The 17,621-nt window shown below is 67.9% G+C and carries 12 protein-coding genes; 2 read left to right on the top strand and 10 right to left on the bottom strand.

What is annotated here, in order from left to right; all coding sequences use genetic code 11:
- Positions 1–22: 22 nt before the first annotated feature.
- Positions 23–1,576, bottom strand: a complete 1,554-nt coding sequence (locus LOS8367_RS19185; RefSeq protein ID WP_207569247.1) for a DUF4334 domain-containing protein — start codon at positions 1,574–1,576, stop codon at positions 23–25.
- Positions 1,577–1,852: 276 nt separating this feature from the next.
- On the opposite strand from LOS8367_RS19185, the gene LOS8367_RS09810 reads away from it, so the two are divergent.
- Positions 1,853–3,784 carry an MASE1 domain-containing protein gene (locus LOS8367_RS09810; protein ID WP_165761436.1) on the top strand — a complete coding sequence of 644 codons (1,932 nt, stop codon included), beginning with the start codon at positions 1,853–1,855 and terminating at the stop codon, positions 3,782–3,784.
- Positions 3,785–4,516: 732 nt separating this feature from the next.
- On the opposite strand, the gene LOS8367_RS09805 is transcribed toward LOS8367_RS09810, so the two are convergent.
- The 8 genes from LOS8367_RS09805 to acs all read right to left on the bottom strand — a co-directional run bounded on the left by LOS8367_RS09805 (position 4,517) and on the right by acs (position 15,104).
- Positions 4,517–5,950: an alanine/glycine:cation symporter family protein gene (locus tag LOS8367_RS09805; protein WP_306456258.1), complete on the bottom strand. Its 1,434-nt coding sequence runs from the start codon at positions 5,948–5,950 to the stop codon at positions 4,517–4,519.
- A gap of 487 nt (positions 5,951–6,437) precedes the next feature.
- Entirely contained in the window at positions 6,438–7,817 is a 1,380-nt protein-coding gene (locus LOS8367_RS09800) for a 3'-5' exonuclease (protein ID WP_085896324.1), read from the bottom strand.
- Between the two features lies 1 nt (position 7,818).
- Complete coding sequence (locus LOS8367_RS09795) at positions 7,819–8,340, bottom strand: hypothetical protein (protein WP_085896323.1); 522 nt, start codon at positions 8,338–8,340, stop codon at positions 7,819–7,821.
- Between the two features lie 36 nt (positions 8,341–8,376).
- Positions 8,377–10,203 (bottom strand): DUF294 nucleotidyltransferase-like domain-containing protein, encoded by a 1,827-nt coding sequence (locus LOS8367_RS09790; protein ID WP_085896322.1) that lies wholly within the window; start codon positions 10,201–10,203, stop codon positions 8,377–8,379.
- 92 nt (positions 10,204–10,295) lie between these two features.
- Positions 10,296–12,077, bottom strand: coding sequence for a sodium:solute symporter family protein (locus LOS8367_RS09785; RefSeq protein ID WP_085896321.1), 1,782 nt, complete (start codon positions 12,075–12,077; stop codon positions 10,296–10,298).
- 5 nt (positions 12,078–12,082) lie between these two features.
- Positions 12,083–12,370: a DUF4212 domain-containing protein gene (locus LOS8367_RS09780; protein WP_085896320.1), complete on the bottom strand. Its 288-nt coding sequence runs from the start codon at positions 12,368–12,370 to the stop codon at positions 12,083–12,085.
- Positions 12,371–12,441: 71 nt separating this feature from the next.
- Complete coding sequence (locus LOS8367_RS09775; protein WP_085896319.1) at positions 12,442–13,131, bottom strand: adenylate kinase; 690 nt, start codon at positions 13,129–13,131, stop codon at positions 12,442–12,444.
- Between the two features lie 5 nt (positions 13,132–13,136).
- Positions 13,137–15,104: an acetate--CoA ligase gene (gene acs, locus LOS8367_RS09770; protein ID WP_085896318.1), complete on the bottom strand. Its 1,968-nt coding sequence runs from the start codon at positions 15,102–15,104 to the stop codon at positions 13,137–13,139.
- A gap of 580 nt (positions 15,105–15,684) precedes the next feature.
- Here acs and LOS8367_RS19375 point away from each other — a divergent pair.
- Positions 15,685–16,311, top strand: a complete 627-nt coding sequence (locus tag LOS8367_RS19375) for a YcbK family protein (protein ID WP_085896317.1) — start codon at positions 15,685–15,687, stop codon at positions 16,309–16,311.
- Positions 16,312–16,831: 520 nt separating this feature from the next.
- On the opposite strand, the gene LOS8367_RS09760 is transcribed toward LOS8367_RS19375, so the two are convergent.
- Positions 16,832–17,605 (bottom strand): IclR family transcriptional regulator, encoded by a 774-nt coding sequence (locus LOS8367_RS09760; protein ID WP_085896316.1) that lies wholly within the window; start codon positions 17,603–17,605, stop codon positions 16,832–16,834.
- Between the last annotated feature and the right edge of the window lie 16 nt (positions 17,606–17,621).

Genomic DNA, 17,621 nt, shown 5'->3' with positions numbered 1-17,621 from the left:
AAACGGCCGCGACCACCCGCCGTCATTCCTCGGCCCTGAGCAGGAAGAAATACGGGGGTGCCATGCGCGTCTGCATCAGGCCGAGCACGCGGGTCGCGTCGATCCGGCGGAAATGGTCGGTGATCGGCTGGCGGTCATAGATCATCGCCGCGCTGGTGCAGCCGCGAAACCGGATCGGGGCGAGATGCGCCGCCGGGCCATGCGCGCGCAGTGCGGGACGCAGCAGAGAGAAGCCCGCGCGGCTCAACGGGCTTTGCGCGAGCCGGGGCCAGCGTAGTGCCGTCTTCATCGGCAGTCGCGCGGGGTCGAGCCTCACCCCGGGCTCGAAGATCAGCGGATCGACGCGGTCCTCGCTCTCGAAGCGCTTGCCCCGCCAGCCGAGGCGTTCGAGCAGGCCGTCGAGCGGGTGGCCGGTCGGCAGTCCCACGCCCTGCCAGCTGCCGATGAGCTCGCCCGTGTCGATGCTCGGCAGCCCATCGAAACGGATGAGCGCGGCCTCGGTCGAAAGACCGCTTCGCCGCCACCGCCGAACCCAGTTCGGCTCTCCATTCGCCACGGATGCGGGCGGGTTATCAGCATCGGTCGCCGCATCGGGATCGGCCGCGGCGGCGAGTTCGGCGGCGAGCAGCCCCGCGTCTTCGCTGTAGCGGGCCGAGTGGTGAAAGCCGGACACCCTGCGGGCCCCGGCGGCGCGGGCCAGCTCGCCGGCACTGCGGGCGGTCAGGTGCGCCGTGGCCGTGGCGAGGTCGCGGTCGGCTTCGAGAAACGCGGCTTCGATGAAGAGCTGGTCGGCATCGCGGGCCAGCCCGACGATCCGGTCGCGGTTCGCGGCGGTGTCGGCGGCGTCCGTCACATAGGCCACCCGCTGCCCGGCGCCGACCTGCAGGACGCTGCCGCACAGATCGCCGAGCCGCATGGGTCCGTGGCCGGGGATCTCGATGCACCGTTCATCCGGTGCACCGGCGCGAATGGCGGTCTTGGCCGCGTCGATCCAAGGCCCCACCGGCAGGCCGCGCGCGTCGAGCGCGCTGCGCCAGACATTGACGCGCAGCCGCTCCTGCAGGGCGAAACCGAGCGAGGGCACCTTGTGGTCGAGCGCCGTCGACTCGACGGTGAAATCGGTCTCGGCAAGAACGATGCCGGGATCGAGGGCGGGCGGTGGCAAGTCGCGGCGGCGAAACGCCTCGCGCGCGCGGAATTCCGCCGCCGCCGAGATATGGCTGCCGTCGAACTCCTGCACCGTGAGGCGGAAATCGACGGAGCTTTCGTCGAGCAGGTTCCAGGTGAAGGCGCCCAGCCGGTTCTCGGTCTGCCGCAGGAACCCCTCGGGGCCGATGATGGTGAGCGGGCGCGGCCGATGCAGGCGCAGCCGCAGCAGGCGGTCGAAGCCCGCGACATGATCCATATGGGCATGCGAAACGAAGGCGTGGCTGACGCGCAGCAGCTCGCGCGGCGTGAGCGGCGCGAGGTCGCCAAGGTCGAACAGCAGGGCACGGCGGCCGAAGCGGAAATCGAGATAGAGGCCGGGATCGCCCTCGGGCGGGTTCACGAGACGAGGCTGAACGAGCTGGGTCATCGCATCACCGCATTCAGGGAAGTTTCAACTTCCGCGGTTCGATACCGCGCAGTCAAGGCGGCACAGGCTTCCGCTCTTGATCTCTCGGCCCTAAGACAGAAGGATGCCGATCCATATCGGGCCGCCGGTCATTGCCGGTTTTCACGAGCCGGATTGCATGTGCCCCGTGTCACGGGCGTTGGGTTCTTTCCTGGAGGGGAACGAGATCGCATGGCGTCCGCTACCGACACGTCGAACGGCCACGGGGGCCACGGGCATCGCGGCGGATTGCTGCGAATGAGGTCGACCCTGTTTTCCGGCACCCCCGGTGCCGCGAAGCTGGTTCTTTATTACCTTGCCTACATGCTGTCGGCGGCCTTCGGCCGCTGGATGATGGTCATCCCGGACATGCCGATCACCCTCTGGCCGCCGAACGGCGTCGTTCTCGCGATGCTGCTGACGCAGCCGCGACAGAGCTGGGGCTGGTGGATCGGGATCGGCGCCTTGGGCGAGCTGACCGGCAACGCGCTCTGGTACCAGAACCCGCTGATCTGGGCGTTGGGATACATCGTGGCGAACGCGGCGGCGGTCGTCACGGCCGCGCTTTTGCTCGCACCGGAACTGAAGGCGCCGATCCGTCGATTTGCCACGCTGCGACAGGTGCTGTCCTTCCTTGCCATCGGCGTGTTGGCGGCGCCGGTCATCAGCGCGACATTGGGCAGCGCGGTCGGCGCGGCCGCGGGAACCAACCCGTTCACCACGACCTGGCCGGTCTGGTGGCTGGGCGACGCGACCGGCATCCTGATCGCGACCCCGCTGGTCATCTCGGCCGCCAATGCATGGCGCGAAAAGGCGTGGCCGAGGGCAAGGCAGGCCATCGAGGCCGCAGCCATCGCGGTCGTCCTGTCGGGGCTGAGCCTGTGGGTGCTGTCGAACGGCGCCGAGTTCGCCTTTCTCCTGCCGGTCCCGATCCTCTGGGCGGCGTTGCGGTTCGAGTTCCGCGGCGTCGCGCTCGCCGTGCTGCTGCTGACGCTGGCCATCGGCATGTATGCGCAGAACTTCCAGAACGCGCCGCTTTCGGCCTCGGGCATCGCCATGCTGAACGCCAAGCTGCAGGCGCTCATCCTCGTCGCCGCTTCGACCGGGCTCATCGTGGCGGCGATCATCCGGCAGCAGCGGCAGGCGCTTCGCGAACTGGCGCGCGTCAATGACGAGCTCGAAGCCCGTGTGGTGGAGCGGACCCGCGCCATCGAGGCGGCGGAGCGCCGTTTCAAGGCAACGTTCCAGAACGCGGGCGTCGGCATCAGCATCGTCGGCGGGGACGGGACGCTGGTGCGGGTCAATGACAGCCTGGCCCGGATGCTCGGTCATGAGGTGGGGGAGATGGAGGGTCATCCGCTCGACGAATTCACCCACCCGGCCGATCGGGCCAAGGGCGAAGCGGCCCGGAGCCAGCTCGCGGCCGGAAAGGCCGAGGAATACGAGATGGAGAAGCGCTATCTCCACAAGGACAGCCAGCCCGTCTGGGGGCACACCACGGTCAGCTGCGTGCGCGATGCCGATGGTCGGATCGATTACCTGATCAAGGTCATCCAGGACATCACCGAGCGCAAGCGCTCCGAGGCGCTGCGGCACATGCTCATGCGCGAGGTGAACCACCGCAGCAAGAACCTGCTCTCGATCGTCCAGGTGATCGCGCGGCAGACCGCGTCGCGTTCCCCGCGCGATTTCGTCGAGACCTTCCGCGAGCGTCTGCAGGCGCTCGCCGCGAACCAGGATCTCCTCGTGAACAACGAGTGGCGTCGTGTCAGCCTCGCCGATCTTGTGCAGGGGCAGGTGGGGCATTTCGGCGCGCTCGGGCAGCGTGTCGTGCTATCCGGACCTCCCGTCACGGTGCCGCCCGCCGTGGCCCAGGCGCTCGGGATGGCCCTGCACGAGCTGGCCACGAATGCCGCCAAATACGGAAGCCTGAGCAGCGAGGCGGGCCGCGTCGAGATCTCTTGGGACATCGAGGAGGACAGCTTCCGCATGAGCTGGCGGGAGATCGGTGGGCCACCGGTGGTCCCGCCCGAGAGGGTGGGCTTCGGCACCACCGTGCTCGACCAGCTGACCGCATCGTCGATGTCGGGAGAGGTCAGCATCGACTACGCGCGCGAAGGACTCGTCTGGCAACTGCGCTGCCCGCTTTCGGCGGTGCAGGACGGTCCCTGCGACGAGGCCTGCGACTGAGGGCTCGTCTTGTGGCTGGAGCCTCGGGCAAGCCATGGAACGGGGGCCGGAGCGCATGAACGCCTCGCGCGGCAGCTCAGGGTCGAGTGGGTGTGCCGCGTTTCCGGGCGGCTCCTTCTGGCGCTGTCGCAGTTTCCCACCGAGGGTTGCGATGCAGCGTCCCCTAGACGAGGCCGGCTTGGCCCGATCGGGGTAATCAGACATCGGTCCATCTACACGGTGCGGCCAGATAGCGGGACATGCGACCCCCTCGCGCCATCGGGAGCATGCTCGCACATTCATCGCGCCGTGACAGGTGGTCATGTCTACGATCCGGTCGAAATTGCCATCTGGCAATTCCGGTCTCAGGCCGAAGAACGGATTGCGGGGACGCTGTCGCGTGCCCGTTCGGAGACCGAGAGGAATTGCAGGACAGGGCCGAGCGCCGCCGTCCTGTCGAAGCTTGCCGCCAAGCCCCCGTAGGCAGTCGAAATTCGACTGGCGTGGGCGCGGACGGGCCGGTGTCTCATCTGACAGGCCAGCCCCCCTGCTGGGCTAGATCGGCGGCGAAGGAGGTTCGGATCGCCCGGCCACCCTCGCGGATTTTCCGGGTGAGTCCTACGCGCCTCCACTCGCTCTCGCCGGATATAGCGCCATGTAGCTGTATCGAGCACGGAGGCCGCAGGCCCACATCGTAACGATGAATTCGTGGTGGCGGTCGGGAACGTCGTTTCGTCCCCGACCGCGCGTGGATCAGCCGAACACCGTCCGGCGGCGTTCGAAGTAGTCGTTCGTCACCCGCACCACGACCGGCGACAGCAGCAGAAGCGAGACGAGGTTCGGGAACGCCATGAAGGCGTTTAGCGTGTCGGCCACCAGCCAGACGAAGTCGAGCTGCGTCACCGCGCCGATCAGGACGAAGCCGGTCCAGAGCATCCGGTAGGGGATCTGCACCTTGGTCCCGGCGAGGTACTCCCAGCACTTCTCACCGAAATAGGCCCAGCCCAGGATCGTCGTGAAGGCGAACACGGCCAGAGCGATCGCGAGGAAGTACTGGCCGAAGCCCGGCAGCGCCGCGTCGAAGGCCAGCGAGGTCAGCGCCGCACCGGAATCGCCGCTGTCCCACAGGCCGGTCACGATGATGATCAGGCCCGTCATGGTGCAGACGACCAGCGTGTCGATGAAGGTGCCCATCATGCCGATCAGGCCGGCCTGCGCCGCGTCCTTCGACTGGCCTGCCGCCTGCGCGATGCCGGCGGTGCCGAGGCCCGCCTCGTTGGAGAAGATGCCGCGCGCCACGCCGTAGCGCATCGCCAGCATGATCGTCGCGCCGGCAAAACCGCCCGAGGCCGCGACCGGGTTGAAGGCGTGGTCGATGATCAGCGCGAAGGCCGCGGGAACATCGCTCGCGTGGATCACCAGAACAATCGCCGCGACCGCCATGTAGGCGATGCACATGGTCGGCACGAGCTTCTGCGCCACCGCGCCGATGCGCCTGATGCCGCCCAGCAGCACGAGGCCGGTCAGCAGGGCCAGGATCACGCCCGACACCCAGGCCGGGACGCCGAAGCTCTCGGTCATCACCTGCGAGATGCTGTTGGACTGGACCATGTTGCCGATGCCGAAGCCCGCGAGCCCGCCGAACAGCGCGAAGGCCGCGCCGAGCCAGCGCCAGCGCGGGCCGAGCCCGTTCTTGATCGCGAACATGGGGCCGCCGACATGCTCGCCCTTGTCGTCGACCTCGCGGAAATGCACCGAGAGCAGCACTTCGGCGTATTTGGTGGCCATGCCGACCAGCGCCGTCATCCACATCCAGAACAGAGCGCCCGGCCCGCCAAGCGCGATGGCGGTGGCGACGCCGGCGATGTTGCCGGTGCCCACCGTGGCGGCAAGCGCGGTCATCAACGCGGCATAGGGGCTGATCTCGCCCTTGGCATCCGCATCGGGCGTGCGGCCAGCCCAGACCATGCGGAAGCCGGTCGGCACCCGCCGGATCGGCATCAGCTTCAGGCGGATTTGCAAGAAGAGACCGGAGCCGAGGATCAGCACCAGCATCGGCGGTCCCCAGACGAACCCGTTCACGGCGGACAGAAACGCCGTCAGCATTTCCATGTTGTATTCCTCCCAGAATGATCGCGGCGTCGCCGCCGCCTTGTCCTCCTCGCCGGCCTCTCCCAAGACCGGCATTCCGGCGAGCGCGCCATGCGCGCCCGACTCGCTGGCCCATTAAGGCGGCGAAAAGCCGGGGTCCAGCAGCCGGTCGAGGGGGGCGGAGCGCTGGCTTTAGGGGCTTAGCGTCCCTTCGACGGCCGGTGGCAATCTTGATGTATTCCGAAATGCGGCAGTGCTCGTGCCGCTGCGCGGTCGCGCATGCGCGCGCAATTTTCGAAAAGCTCCGCGACCTGAAGATTTTTGGCAATTTTTGGCCCAAATCGACATGGAGCGACCTGTGCGCCCTAACGAAGTGTGAAAAGTGGCGTCCCTAAACGCGTAGGGCGAAGCGCAAGCCTCCGCTCGGTCTACCTTGGCTAAGGGGGCCGATTGCGGCGACGCGCCTCGGCAGGCTGCCCGTTCTCGAGTCGTGCAGCCTCCGGCGGGTCAGATCACCGGGGCTCCTGTCGTCGCCCCGGTCGGAGCCTTGGACGGGCAGCCTGTCCGGCGCGCGCTTTGGCCTTCAGACGAGGGCTTCGACGAGCCGTTCATGGCGGCGCATCTCGTCGATCAGCGCCCCGAGTGTTGTGAGGCCGCGGCCCTCGCAGATGGCGAGCAGGCGGACCAAGACCTCGGCCGTCGCGCGCGCATCTCCGAGCGCGGTGTGGCGCTCGGCCTCGGACAGCGCGACGCCGAGCCTATCGACGAGCGCGTCGAGCGTATGCGTCTCGTGGCCGCCATAGACGACGGCCGAGATCAGCACCGTGTCGAGGATGGGCGGCGCGGGCGCGGCACCGGCGCGACGCAGCATGGCCATGTCGAAAGGCGCGTTATGCGCCACCGGGATCGAGCCTCGGGCAAAGCGGCGGAAGGCTTCGGCCGCACTGGCCGGGTCGGGCGCGCCTGCGACCGCCTCGGTGGTGATGCGATGGACGCGGGCGGCGGCGGCGGGGATCGGCCGTCCGGGATCGACCAGCGTCTCGAAGACCTCGCCCGGGACGATCCGACCGCCCAGGACGCGCACGGCGCCGATCTGCACGATCGCGTCCGAGGCGGGGTCGAGGCCGGTCGTCTCGGTGTCGAAGACCACGAAGCTCAGCTCGCGCAGCGGGGTGTCGCGGGCGGCGGCGGCCCGGCCCGCCAGCAGGGCGAAATCGTATGTGAGCGGGCGCTCGGCCTCGGGGTCCAGCGGCTCGAGCATGAGCATGTAGCCCGCCTCCTCGCCCATCAGCCGGATATGGCCGGCGCAGACCCGGCCTGACAGCGTTTCGGCCACGAGGGGGGCGCGACGGGCGCTTCGGCGGTGGAGTTCGTCGAGCGCGGCTTCGATCGGGCCGGGGCGGAGATACTCGAAGATCGAGGCGTTGAGCCGCACCGGCCCCTCCTGTCCGAGGAGATCGGCGGACTGCCCGTCATAGAGGACGAGCTTGTGCCCGGGCTCCATGATGCTGACGGCGACCGGCATGCCGGTGAGCACGGCGGCGAGACGGTCCTTCTCGGCGGCAAGCTCGGCGGTGCGTTCGGCCAGCGCCTCGGCGGCGTCGAGGGTGGAGCGGCCGAGCTTGTCGGCGACGGCGGCGGCGGCGGGGACGAGGTCGTCCAGCCAGCGGGCGCTCTCGAGGTCGAGCGATATCTCCGCGCCGCCATGGGCATGGGCCCGCAGCCGGGCGGCGAGAGCGATGACCGGCTTGGCCACGTTCTCGTCGAACAGCAGCCAGATCCCGGCGGTGATCGCGACGAGGCCGAACCCGGCCACCACGCCGGCGGTGACGAACGGCGCGATGTCGGTCGGCGCGGCCTGCCGGTAGCCGAGGGCGAGGCCCGCGGCGATCGCGGCGAGCCCCCCCGCGGCGACCAGCGCGAAGAAGAACGCGACGCGCTGGCGCAGGCCCCGCCGCTTCATCTCAGGTTCCGGCGCAGGCGGCGGCGAGCAGCGGATCGCCGGGCGATGCCTGCGTCCAGTCTGCGCCCTCGATGCGGCCGTCGGCGGCGATGCCGGCCCCCTCGACCAGCGCGGCGCGGCGGCCCTGCGTGCAGTCGAAGGCAACCGGCACCTGCCGCAGCGGCGCCCACCTGCCGAAGAAGTAGATATTGGCGATGCGTTCGCCAGGGCGGTCGGGATTGGTCTGAAGGCTCGTGCGGTCGATGGCGACGAAGCGGTCGGTGTAGGGCACCAGATAGGTCCAGGGGCGGTAGACCGCGCGCTCTTCGACCGTGTCCGCGACCACAAGACCTTCGGGAAGCGCGGCGGCGGTCCGATCGTACCAGCTGTATTCGAGGCTGATCGTGGCGCCGATCATCGCCAGTCCCGCCACGGCGGGCATCAGCCAGCGCGGCAACCGTCCGCCCGTCGCGCGGTTCGCGGCGTAGACGACGAGAGCGCCGGTCACGCCCGCGAAGATCACGCCGAGAAGTTCCAGAAACATCGCATTCCTCCCTTGTCCGCGCCGGGTGGCGCGGGGCTATCCCAATAGACGCCGCCCCTGCATCATCGCGGCCTGCATCGTCTTCACGACCACAAAGGCGTCGCGCAGGTGGGAGCGTTCGAAATCCGAAAGCTCCCTTGGCTGCATGAAGTTGTCGGGTGCCTCTCCGCGCCGGATCTGGCGGGTCTGATGCTCGATCCGGGTCTGGGCGATCACGTCGTAGGCGTTGAGCAGATCGCGCGCGCCATGAAGGCTGATGACGCCGGCCTCGCCCGCCGCCTCGATCCGGGCGCGGGTGTTCGCGGGCAGCAGCCGGCCCTCGAGGGCGTACATCCGGGCGAGGTCCACGACCGGCACGACGCCGTTCAGCTTGAGGTCGATATGGTTGCGGTGCTCCCCCGAGCGCAGCGTCGCGAAGCCGCGCAGCAGGCCCAGCGGCGGCACGTGGCCGAGGGCGTTCGAGGCCATGTGGGCGGTGAAGATCGAGTTTCCGCTCGCCGCGCGCAGCGTGTCATGGTGGAGCGGCGCGAAGAGACCCTCTTCGCCCGCGATCACCCGCAGGTCGAACATGACCGAAGCGAGCATCTGCGCCTCTTTCGATGGCTGGGCGATCCAGTCGCGGAAATAGCCCGCCCAGACCGAGGCGCGCTGCCGCCAGCGCGGATTGGTCGCCATCATGTCGCCGGGGCAGAAGAAATAGCCGGCGGCGTCGAGCCCGTCCGAGACGAAGCGGGCGAGACCGGCGAACCATTCCATGTCCTCATCCGTGGCCGCGTCAGAGATGATCAGCGCGTTGTCCTGATCCGAGATGCCGGTCTGTTCCTGCCGCCCCTGACTGCCGCAGGCGACCCAGGCGAAGGGGACGGGCGCCGCGCCCTGCGCCTTCTCGTAGAGGCGGATCAGCCGACGCGTCGCGCCGTCGGCCATGTCGGTGACGAGCCGGGTGACGACCTCGTGGCGGTTGCCGGCGGCGGTGAGCTGAACGAGCAGTTCGGGGATCCGGGCGGTGACGCGGGCCAGTTCTTCCGGCGAGCCGGCGCGGGCCATGTCGCCCACGAGACCGGCGGAGGTCGAGGCGAGGAACCGGGTGAGGTCGGTCTGGGTGACCATGCCCACCAGCCTCCCGTCATCGACGATCGGCAGATGGCCGAGATGGCGCTCCATCATCCGGTGCAGCACGTCGGAGCCGATGGCCGCCGAGGGCAGGGTGATCGGCGCTTCGGTCATCACCCGTGCCACCGGGGTGTCGGGCGGCAGTGGCGCGGCCATCGCCTTGTTCACCATGTCGCGCAGCGTGAGGATGCCACGCAGGCGGCCATCCTCGGTCACGCAAAGAGAGGATATGCGGTGATCGCGCATCAGGCGGGCGGCATCGAGGAGGCTCGCGCCGGGGGCGCAGGTTACCGGATCGGTCGCCATGAGATCGGCGACGCGGGTGGAGGTGAGCTCTTCGGCGCGGGTGCGGGGGCGATCGCCGAGCGGGTTGGAGCGGTCGAAGAAGCGGCGCACGAGGTCGTGCTCGCGCATCAATTCGGCGAAGAGGTCGGGGGACAGCAGCAGCAGCTCGCTGTCGGTATCGGCGCGGGCGGTGACCAGCGCGGTGCCGCCGCGCTGCAGCGCGCGTTCGCCGAAGCTGTTGCCGGGGCCCAGACGCGAGACGATGGCGCCGCGCGCATCGGTCGTGGTGACGGCGCCGGCGCGGATCACGAAAAGGCCGGGCTGCGGCGTACCGACCTGCGTGAGGATCTGGCCATCGGCGGCTTCGATCGGTTGGGCGGCGACGGCGATCCGGTGGCGCGTCGCGTCGGGCAGCCGGTCCCAAGGGGGCTGGCGCGCGAAGAAATCGTCGAGGGGCTGGGACATCGGAAGCTCCGATCGGTGTCGTCCCGCGCCATGGTGGGCGCGGGACGCAGGGGTCGCAAGGGGCGGCGGATGGCGCCGCCTCTTGCCGAGGCTCAGTGGGCGGTGGCCGCCCCGGCGCCGCGCGGGATGCGGACGCTTTCGACGAGCTCCTGGATCTCCTGCGGCGGCTCCTGCGTCGCGCGGCTGACCAGGATGGCCGTGGCGAAGTTCAGGACCGCACCCACCGCGCCGAAGGAGGTCGACTTCACGGTGAACAGGAGCGGGTCCGAATCGTCGAAGGAGTTGGTGCCCGGGACGAAGAACCAGCCCTTGTGCAGGAAGATGTAGACCACCGTCACGCCGAGGCCCACGAGCATCCCCGCCACGGCGCCGGTGTTGTTCACCCGCTTGGAGAAGATGCCCATCATCAGCGCCGGGAAGATCGACGCGGCGGCGAGGCCGAAGGCGAGCGCCACGGTCTGCGCGGCAAAGCCCGGCGGGTTGATCCCGAGATAGGTCGCCACGGCGATGGCGGCGGCCATCGCGATCCGCGCCGACAGCAGTTCGCCCTTCTCGGAGATGTTCGGCGCGATGCGGCCCTTCACCAGGTCGTGGCTGACCGCCGAAGAGATGGCGAGCAGCAGGCCGGCGGCCGTCGACAGCGCGGCGGCGAGACCGCCGGCGGCGACGAGGCCGATCACCCAACCCGGCAGGTTGGCGATCTCGGGGTTGGCGAGGACGAGGATGTCGTTGTTGAAGTTGACGAGCTCGTTGCCTTCCCAGCCGGCAGCGGCGGCGCGCTCCTGCATCTCGGGCGCGGCGTCGTTGTAGTACTGGATCCGGCCGTCGCCGTTCTTGTCCTCCCAGCCCAGAAGGCCGGTCTGCTGCCAGGTCGCCATCCAGTCGTAGGCCGGGTCGCTCTCAATCGTCTCGACCGAGACGGCTTCGGCGTTCGTGCCCTGCGGCCAGAACTGCTGGGTGATGTTGAGCCGCGCCATCGCGCCCACGGCGGGGGCCGTGAGATAGAGCAGCGCGATGAAGACCAGCGTCCAGCCGGCCGACCAGCGCGCATCGGAAACCTTGGGCACGGTGAAGAAGCGCATGATCACGTGCGGCAGGCCGGCGGTGCCGATCATCAGGCTGAGCGTGAAGAGCAGCATGTTGAAGGTGTCGCCGTGATGCTCGGTATAGGCCTTGAAGCCGAGATCGGTGACGATCTGGTCGAGGGTCTGCAGCAGCGGCTCGCCGGAGCCGGTTTCGGCAAAGAGGCCGAACGCCGGGATCGGGTTACCGGTGAGCTGCAGCGAGATGAAGACCGCCGGGATCGTGTAGGCGGCGATCAGCACGCAGTACTGCGCGACCTGGGTGTAGGTGACGCCCTTCATGCCGCCGAACACCGCATAGGCGAAGACGACGACGGCGCCGATCAGCAGGCCGGTGGTGTTGTCGACCTCGAGGAAGCGGCCGAAGGCCACGCCGACGCCGGTCATCTGGCCGATCACGTAGGTGAGCGAGGCCACCAGCAGGCTGATCACGGCCACGAGCCGCGCGGTCGGGCTGTAGAACCGGTCACCGATGAATTCGGGCACGGTGAACTTGCCGAACTTGCGGAGGTAGGGGGCGAGCAGCAGCGCCAGCAGCACGTAGCCGCCGGTCCAGCCCATCAGGTAAGTGGAGTTGTCGTAGCCGGTGAAGGCGATCAGGCCCGCCATCGAGATGAAGGAGGCCGCCGACATCCAGTCGGCCGCGGTGGCCATGCCGTTGGTCACGGGATGGACGCCACGCCCGGCGGCGTAGAACTCCGAGGTCGATCCGGCGCGGGCCCAGATCGCGATGCCGATATAGAGCGCGAATGAGGCGCCGACGAAAATCAGGTTGAGGGTGAACTGGTCCATGGCGCTTATTCCTCCTCGACGCCGTATTGCCGGTCGAGCCGGTTCATCCGCCAGGCATAAAAGAAGATCAGCGCCAGGAAGACGAGGATCGACCCCTGCTGCGCGAACCAGAAGCCCAGATCGGTGCCGCCGACGCCGATCCAGCTGATCAGCGGCCGCAGGATGATGCCGAAGCCGAATGAAACGGTGGCCCAGATGACGAGGCAGATGGTGATGATCCGCACATTCGCGGACCAATAGGCCTTGTCATCCTTGGTCATCGTCGTTGGTGGATGTGTCGTATGATCCGACATGCGGGCTCCTCCCGTCGTTGCGTGGATGGCGGCCCTCACGCGTTCCTCCGGCCGCCGGTCTTGGTCGTCGCTCAGGCCGTCTCGTGTCGCCGGACGATCTCCGACAGGGCCTGTGCGACGTCGTCAATCGCGCCCATCGCGGGCACGCGTTCCAGCGTGCCGCGGGCGCGGTAATGGTCGATCAGCGGCGCGGTCTCGGCGTGGTAGGCGGCGAGTCGCGAGGCCACCGTCTCGGCGGTGTCGTCGGCGCGGCGCTTGAACTCGGTGCCGCCGCAGGCGTCGCAGATGCCAGGGGTGGCCGGGCGCTTGAAGCTGTCGTGCCAGCCTTCGCCGCAGGTGGCGCAGGTGTAGCGGCCCGAGATCCGCTCGACCATCGCCGCGTCATCGACCTCGAGGCTGATCACCGCCGAGACCGACTGCCCCCGGCGGGCGAGCAGCCCGTCGAGCGCCGCGGCCTGCGTCGTGGTGCGCGGAAAACCGTCGAGGATGACACCCTGGGCCGTGTCGGGACGATCAAGCCGGTCGTCGAGGATGGCGATGACGATTTCGTCCGAGACGAGCCCGCCCGCGTCCATCACCTCTTTCGCCCGTGCCCCGGCCTCGCTGCCCGCGGCCACGGCGGCGCGCAGCAGGTCGCCGGTGGAAAGCTGGACGAGGCCGAAGCGCTCTTCGAGCCTACGCGCCTGCGTGCCCTTCCCGGCGCCCGGGGGGCCGAGAAGGATGAAGGCGGGGGCTTTCAAAGGGGTGTTCCTGCCATCCATCGGCCTCACCCCCGGTTCATGCGGTTGTCGATCAGCTCGTCCACCACGGAGGGGTCGGCCAGCGTCGAGGTGTCGCCGAGGCTGCCATAGTCGTTCTCGGCGATCTTGCGCAGGATGCGGCGCATGATCTTGCCCGAGCGGGTCTTGGGCAGGCCGGGCGCCCACTGGATCAGGTCGGGGCTGGCGATCGGGCCGATCTCCTGCCGGACCCACTGGCGAAGCTCCTTGCGAAGCTCCTCCGAAGGCTCGACCCCGTTCATCAGCGTGACATAGCAGTAAATGCCTTGCCCCTTGATCTCGTGCGGGTATCCGACGACCGCCGCCTCGGCGACCTTGGCATGGGCCACCAGCGCGCTCTCGACCTCGGCCGTGCCCATGCGGTGACCCGAGACGTTGATCACGTCGTCGACGCGGCCGGTAATCCAGTAGTCGCCATCGGCGTCGCGGCGGCAGCCGTCGCCGGAGAAGTAGTAGCCCGGGTACTGCGAGAAATAGGTCTGCTCGAACCGCTCGTGATCGCCCCAGATGGTGCGCATCTGACCGGGCCAGCTGTCGGCGATGGCGAGCACGCCCTCGGCCTCGGTTTCCTCGATCACGGCGCCCGATTGCGGGTCGAGCACCACCGGCTGCACACCGAAGAACGGCTTGGTGGCCGATCCGGGCTTCAGCGCGGTCGCGCCGGGCAGCGGCGTGATGAGGTGCCCGCCGGTCTCGGTCTGCCACCAGGTGTCGACGATCGGGCAGCGACCCTTGCCCACCACCTCGTTGTACCAGTTCCAGGCCTCGGGGTTGATCGGCTCGCCCACCGTGCCCAGAAGGCGCAGCGCGCTCAGATCATGCTTTTCGACCGGGGTCGCCCCGTGCCCCATCAGGGCCCGGATCGCGGTGGGGGCGGTGTAGAACTGGTTGACCTTGTGCTTCTCGCAGACCTCCCAGAAGCGCGAGGCATCCGGCCAGGTCGGCACGCCTTCGAACATCACCGTGGTCGCCCCGTTGGCCAGGGGCCCGTAGACGATGTAGCTGTGTCCGGTGACCCAGCCGACATCGGCGCTGCACCAGAATACGTCGCCGTCATGGTAGTCGAAGGTGATCTGGTGGGTCATCGCCGCGTAGACGAGGTAGCCGCCGGAGCTGTGCACCACCCCCTTGGGCTGGCCGGTGGAGCCCGAGGTGTAGAGGATAAAGAGCGGGTCCTCCGCGTTCATCTCGGCGGGCTCGGAATGGTCCTCGGCCTCGGCCATCAGCGCGCCGTAGTCGAAGTCGCGGCCCTCGACCCAGGTGGTCTGGGCGCCGGTGCGACGCACCATCAGGCATTTCACGCCTTCGTTGCAGTGCAACAGCGCCTGATCGGTGTTGGTCTTGAGCGCCGTCTTGCGGCCCCCGCGCGGCGCCTCGTCGGCGGTGATCACGAGCTTGGCGTCGCAGCCGTTGATCCGCGCCCCCAGCGCATCGGGGGAGAAGCCCGCGAAGACGACGGAGTGGATCGCGCCGATCCGGGCGCAGGCGAGCATCGCATAGGCCGCCTCGGGGATCATCGGCAGATAGATGACGACCCGGTCGCCCCTGCTGACGCCGAGGCTTTCGAGCACGTTGGCGAGCCGGCTGACCTCGCGGTGCAGATCGCGGTAGGTGATGTGCTTGGCCGGATCGGCCGGATCATCGGGCTCCCAGATGATCGCGGTCTGCTCGGCGCGGGTCGCGAGGTGCCGGTCGATGCAGTTCTGCGCGACGTTCAGTGTTCCGTCCCGGAACCACTCGATCGAGACCTTGCCGAGGGTGAAATCCGTGTTCTTGACCGCCTCAAAGGGCTTGATCCAGTCAAGGCGCTTGCCTTGCTCGCCCCAGAAACCATCGCAGTCCGTGATGCTTTCGCGATACATCCGCTCATAGGTCTCGGCGTCGATATGCGCGCGGGCCGCCATGTCTTGTGCAGGCGCATGGGGCGCACGGCCGGGCTTGGCTTCGATATTCATCACGAGCTTTTTCCTCCGGTTCGGGTGCGCTGCGGGTCTCCTCCAAGACCGGCTGGCTCATTGGCCAAAACGTCCCAGCGCACATCTCCTCATCTCTGGAATACGGATTTCCGGTGAGAAGTCACACAACCTGGAGAGAAGTCGCGGGATTTAGTAAAAGATTTTACTCACCCTTTCAAGCCTAGTAAATTTCGTTGACAGCGTATGGAGACAGGACCGGGCAAACGACCGGTTGAGCTGATATTTCGTGGAACAGTTGAACGAGGCCGCGATGTGCGGGAGCCTTGCTTTCGAGCTTCCAAGGCCACGGAAGGACGACGTCACCAACGGTTTCTCCGATGTCGGGTTTGCAAAAAATGTCGCCGGCGGGGCCAGCGCCTGCTTGAACGAGGGAGTGTCCGGGCAGTGTCCTGCCCCGAGGACGAGACCGCCGCTGCGATCCGGCATCGTCTCGGCCCGACCTCCCCAAATCGGTCTTGCTCGGCGTCATGGCCTGTCGCATGCTTTGCATATGGGAGGCGCTCTCAACAGCGTCGCCTTCGAGACCCCGGGAAACGGGGCCGAGCAGTGATGAGGAACCATGAACACAGTAAGCCCGCCCGCGGGCCGCGTCACACGGCGCAAGCTTGTCTGCGCTCTTGGGGCGGGCCTTGCCACGCCGCTCCTGTCAGGCTGTGCCGCCCGCGGCTATGAGAAGCTCCCCCCGCCCACGCGTTCCGGCTCCCGGCTGGATTTCGTGTTTCCCAAAGGGGACAGTTACCTCGACATCTCGAATGCGCATACCGGGGAGCGGACGGCCCTGCGGTTCATGAAGAACGGCCGCACCGATCGGCGCGCCCTGCAGCGGCTGGACTGGCTGTTCCGGGACTGGCGCGACGGGGAGGCCCCGAGCATCGACCCGAGGATCTACTGGGGGCTGGCAGCGCTCTCGGATGCGGTGCGGCGGCAGGGGCATTCGGGCCAGATCACCCTGCTCTCGGGTTTCCGCACGCCGCAAACCACGCGGCTTCTGCAAAGCCGGGGGGGCGGCGCCGCATCCAACAGCTATCACATGAGGCGGCGGGCCGCAGACATCCAGTTTGCGGGCATTCCGACGGAAGAGGTGGCGAACATCGCGGAATGGCTGCAGGTCGGTGGCGTGGGGCGCTACCACGGCTCGGATTTCACCCATATCGACTCGGGGCCCATCCGGACCTGGCGCGGCTGAATTCGCGGTCGTTCCGCGCTATTATAGTTGAAAACAAGAGGTAAACGGCCGCAGCGTCGATGTCGATGCGGGCCGTGGTGAGGAGGCATTTCGAAAGCTGAACGGGTGTTTCTCGTACCCGGCCCTCGGGCGTAAGGGATTGCCGTCGCCAATGCCGATCCGAAGCCTGCTGCGGCCTGCAACTGGTCGGTGACCGCCACCCTCGTCGCATCCAAGTCCACGGACCACCCTTTGCTGATGGCTTCGCGCCGCATTAGCCAAAGCCTCCGACAGGCCGGCGCTACCGGACCCCGACTGACGTCATTCGGGAAAAGCCGATCGAGGCGGTGCAGTCAGGCGAATAGAGGGAGCCATCCAAAATTGCGCTTCGGCATCAGCACACAGAAGGAGGTGGCAGTTCTGGCGCGAAAGCTGGGGTCGAAGCGCTGGTACTAGATGCAAAGCGCTCTAGAGCCGGTGTGCCATGTTGTTTCGGAAATCAGGTTCTCCGACCTGTTTCCCGCGTTGCTTAACGCTGCGGTCAGCCCTGTCCCATGGGCGAAATGGCGTTCGCGGTTTCGAGCAGAACCGGCAGCACCTTCTCGCGGAGCATGTCCTCGTCCCAGCGATAGGAGGAGACTGAGCATTGCACTGCTGCCCGCGCTCGGCCGTCCGGGCCCCAGATCGGCGCGGCGAGGCCGATTTCGTTGAGGATCATCTGGTTGCATGAAATGGCGTAGCCATCCTGCGCGATGCGCGCGATGCTGTCGGCGATCTCGTCGCGGTCCAGCGTGGTGCGCGGGGTGAAGGATTTGAGCGGCCAGTCCGCCACCGCCGCGCGCCATTCCGCCTCGGGCCATGTCGACAGGATCGCACGACCCGCCGAGGTCGAGAGCGCCGGCAGCTTGCGGCCAATGATCGTGGCGGCGAAGTAGCTGCGCTTGGTCGGCAGGCGGGAGACGTAGATGATGTGCTCGCCGGACAGCTCGGCCATGTTGATGGTCTCGCCGATCTGCTGCGACAGTTCGATCAGCTTGGGCATCGCCTGCGGGACCAGCGGGTCCGACCAGTAATAGGCATAGGCCAGTTCGAGCCATGCATGCGAGGGCCGAAACCGCCTCGTACCGGAGTCCTTCTCGAGAAACCCCTCGAGATGCAGCGTGTTGGCGAGCCGCTGCACCGCGCTCTTGTCGAGACCGGTGCGCGCTGCAATCTGGCTCAGCGACATCTCGCTGTTCGCTTCGTCGAAGGCGCGCAGCACCTGCAGCCCCTTGGCGAGCGCGTTCACGTAGAGCGTGTCCGTCTTTCTAGTCATTCCGTCCCCGAGGTTA

Origin of the sequence: Limimaricola soesokkakensis (assembly GCF_900172345.1) — a bacterium.
In the GTDB taxonomy this organism is placed as follows: domain Bacteria; phylum Pseudomonadota; class Alphaproteobacteria; order Rhodobacterales; family Rhodobacteraceae; genus Limimaricola; species Limimaricola soesokkakensis.
This window is presented reverse-complemented; position numbering and strand designations above follow the sequence as displayed.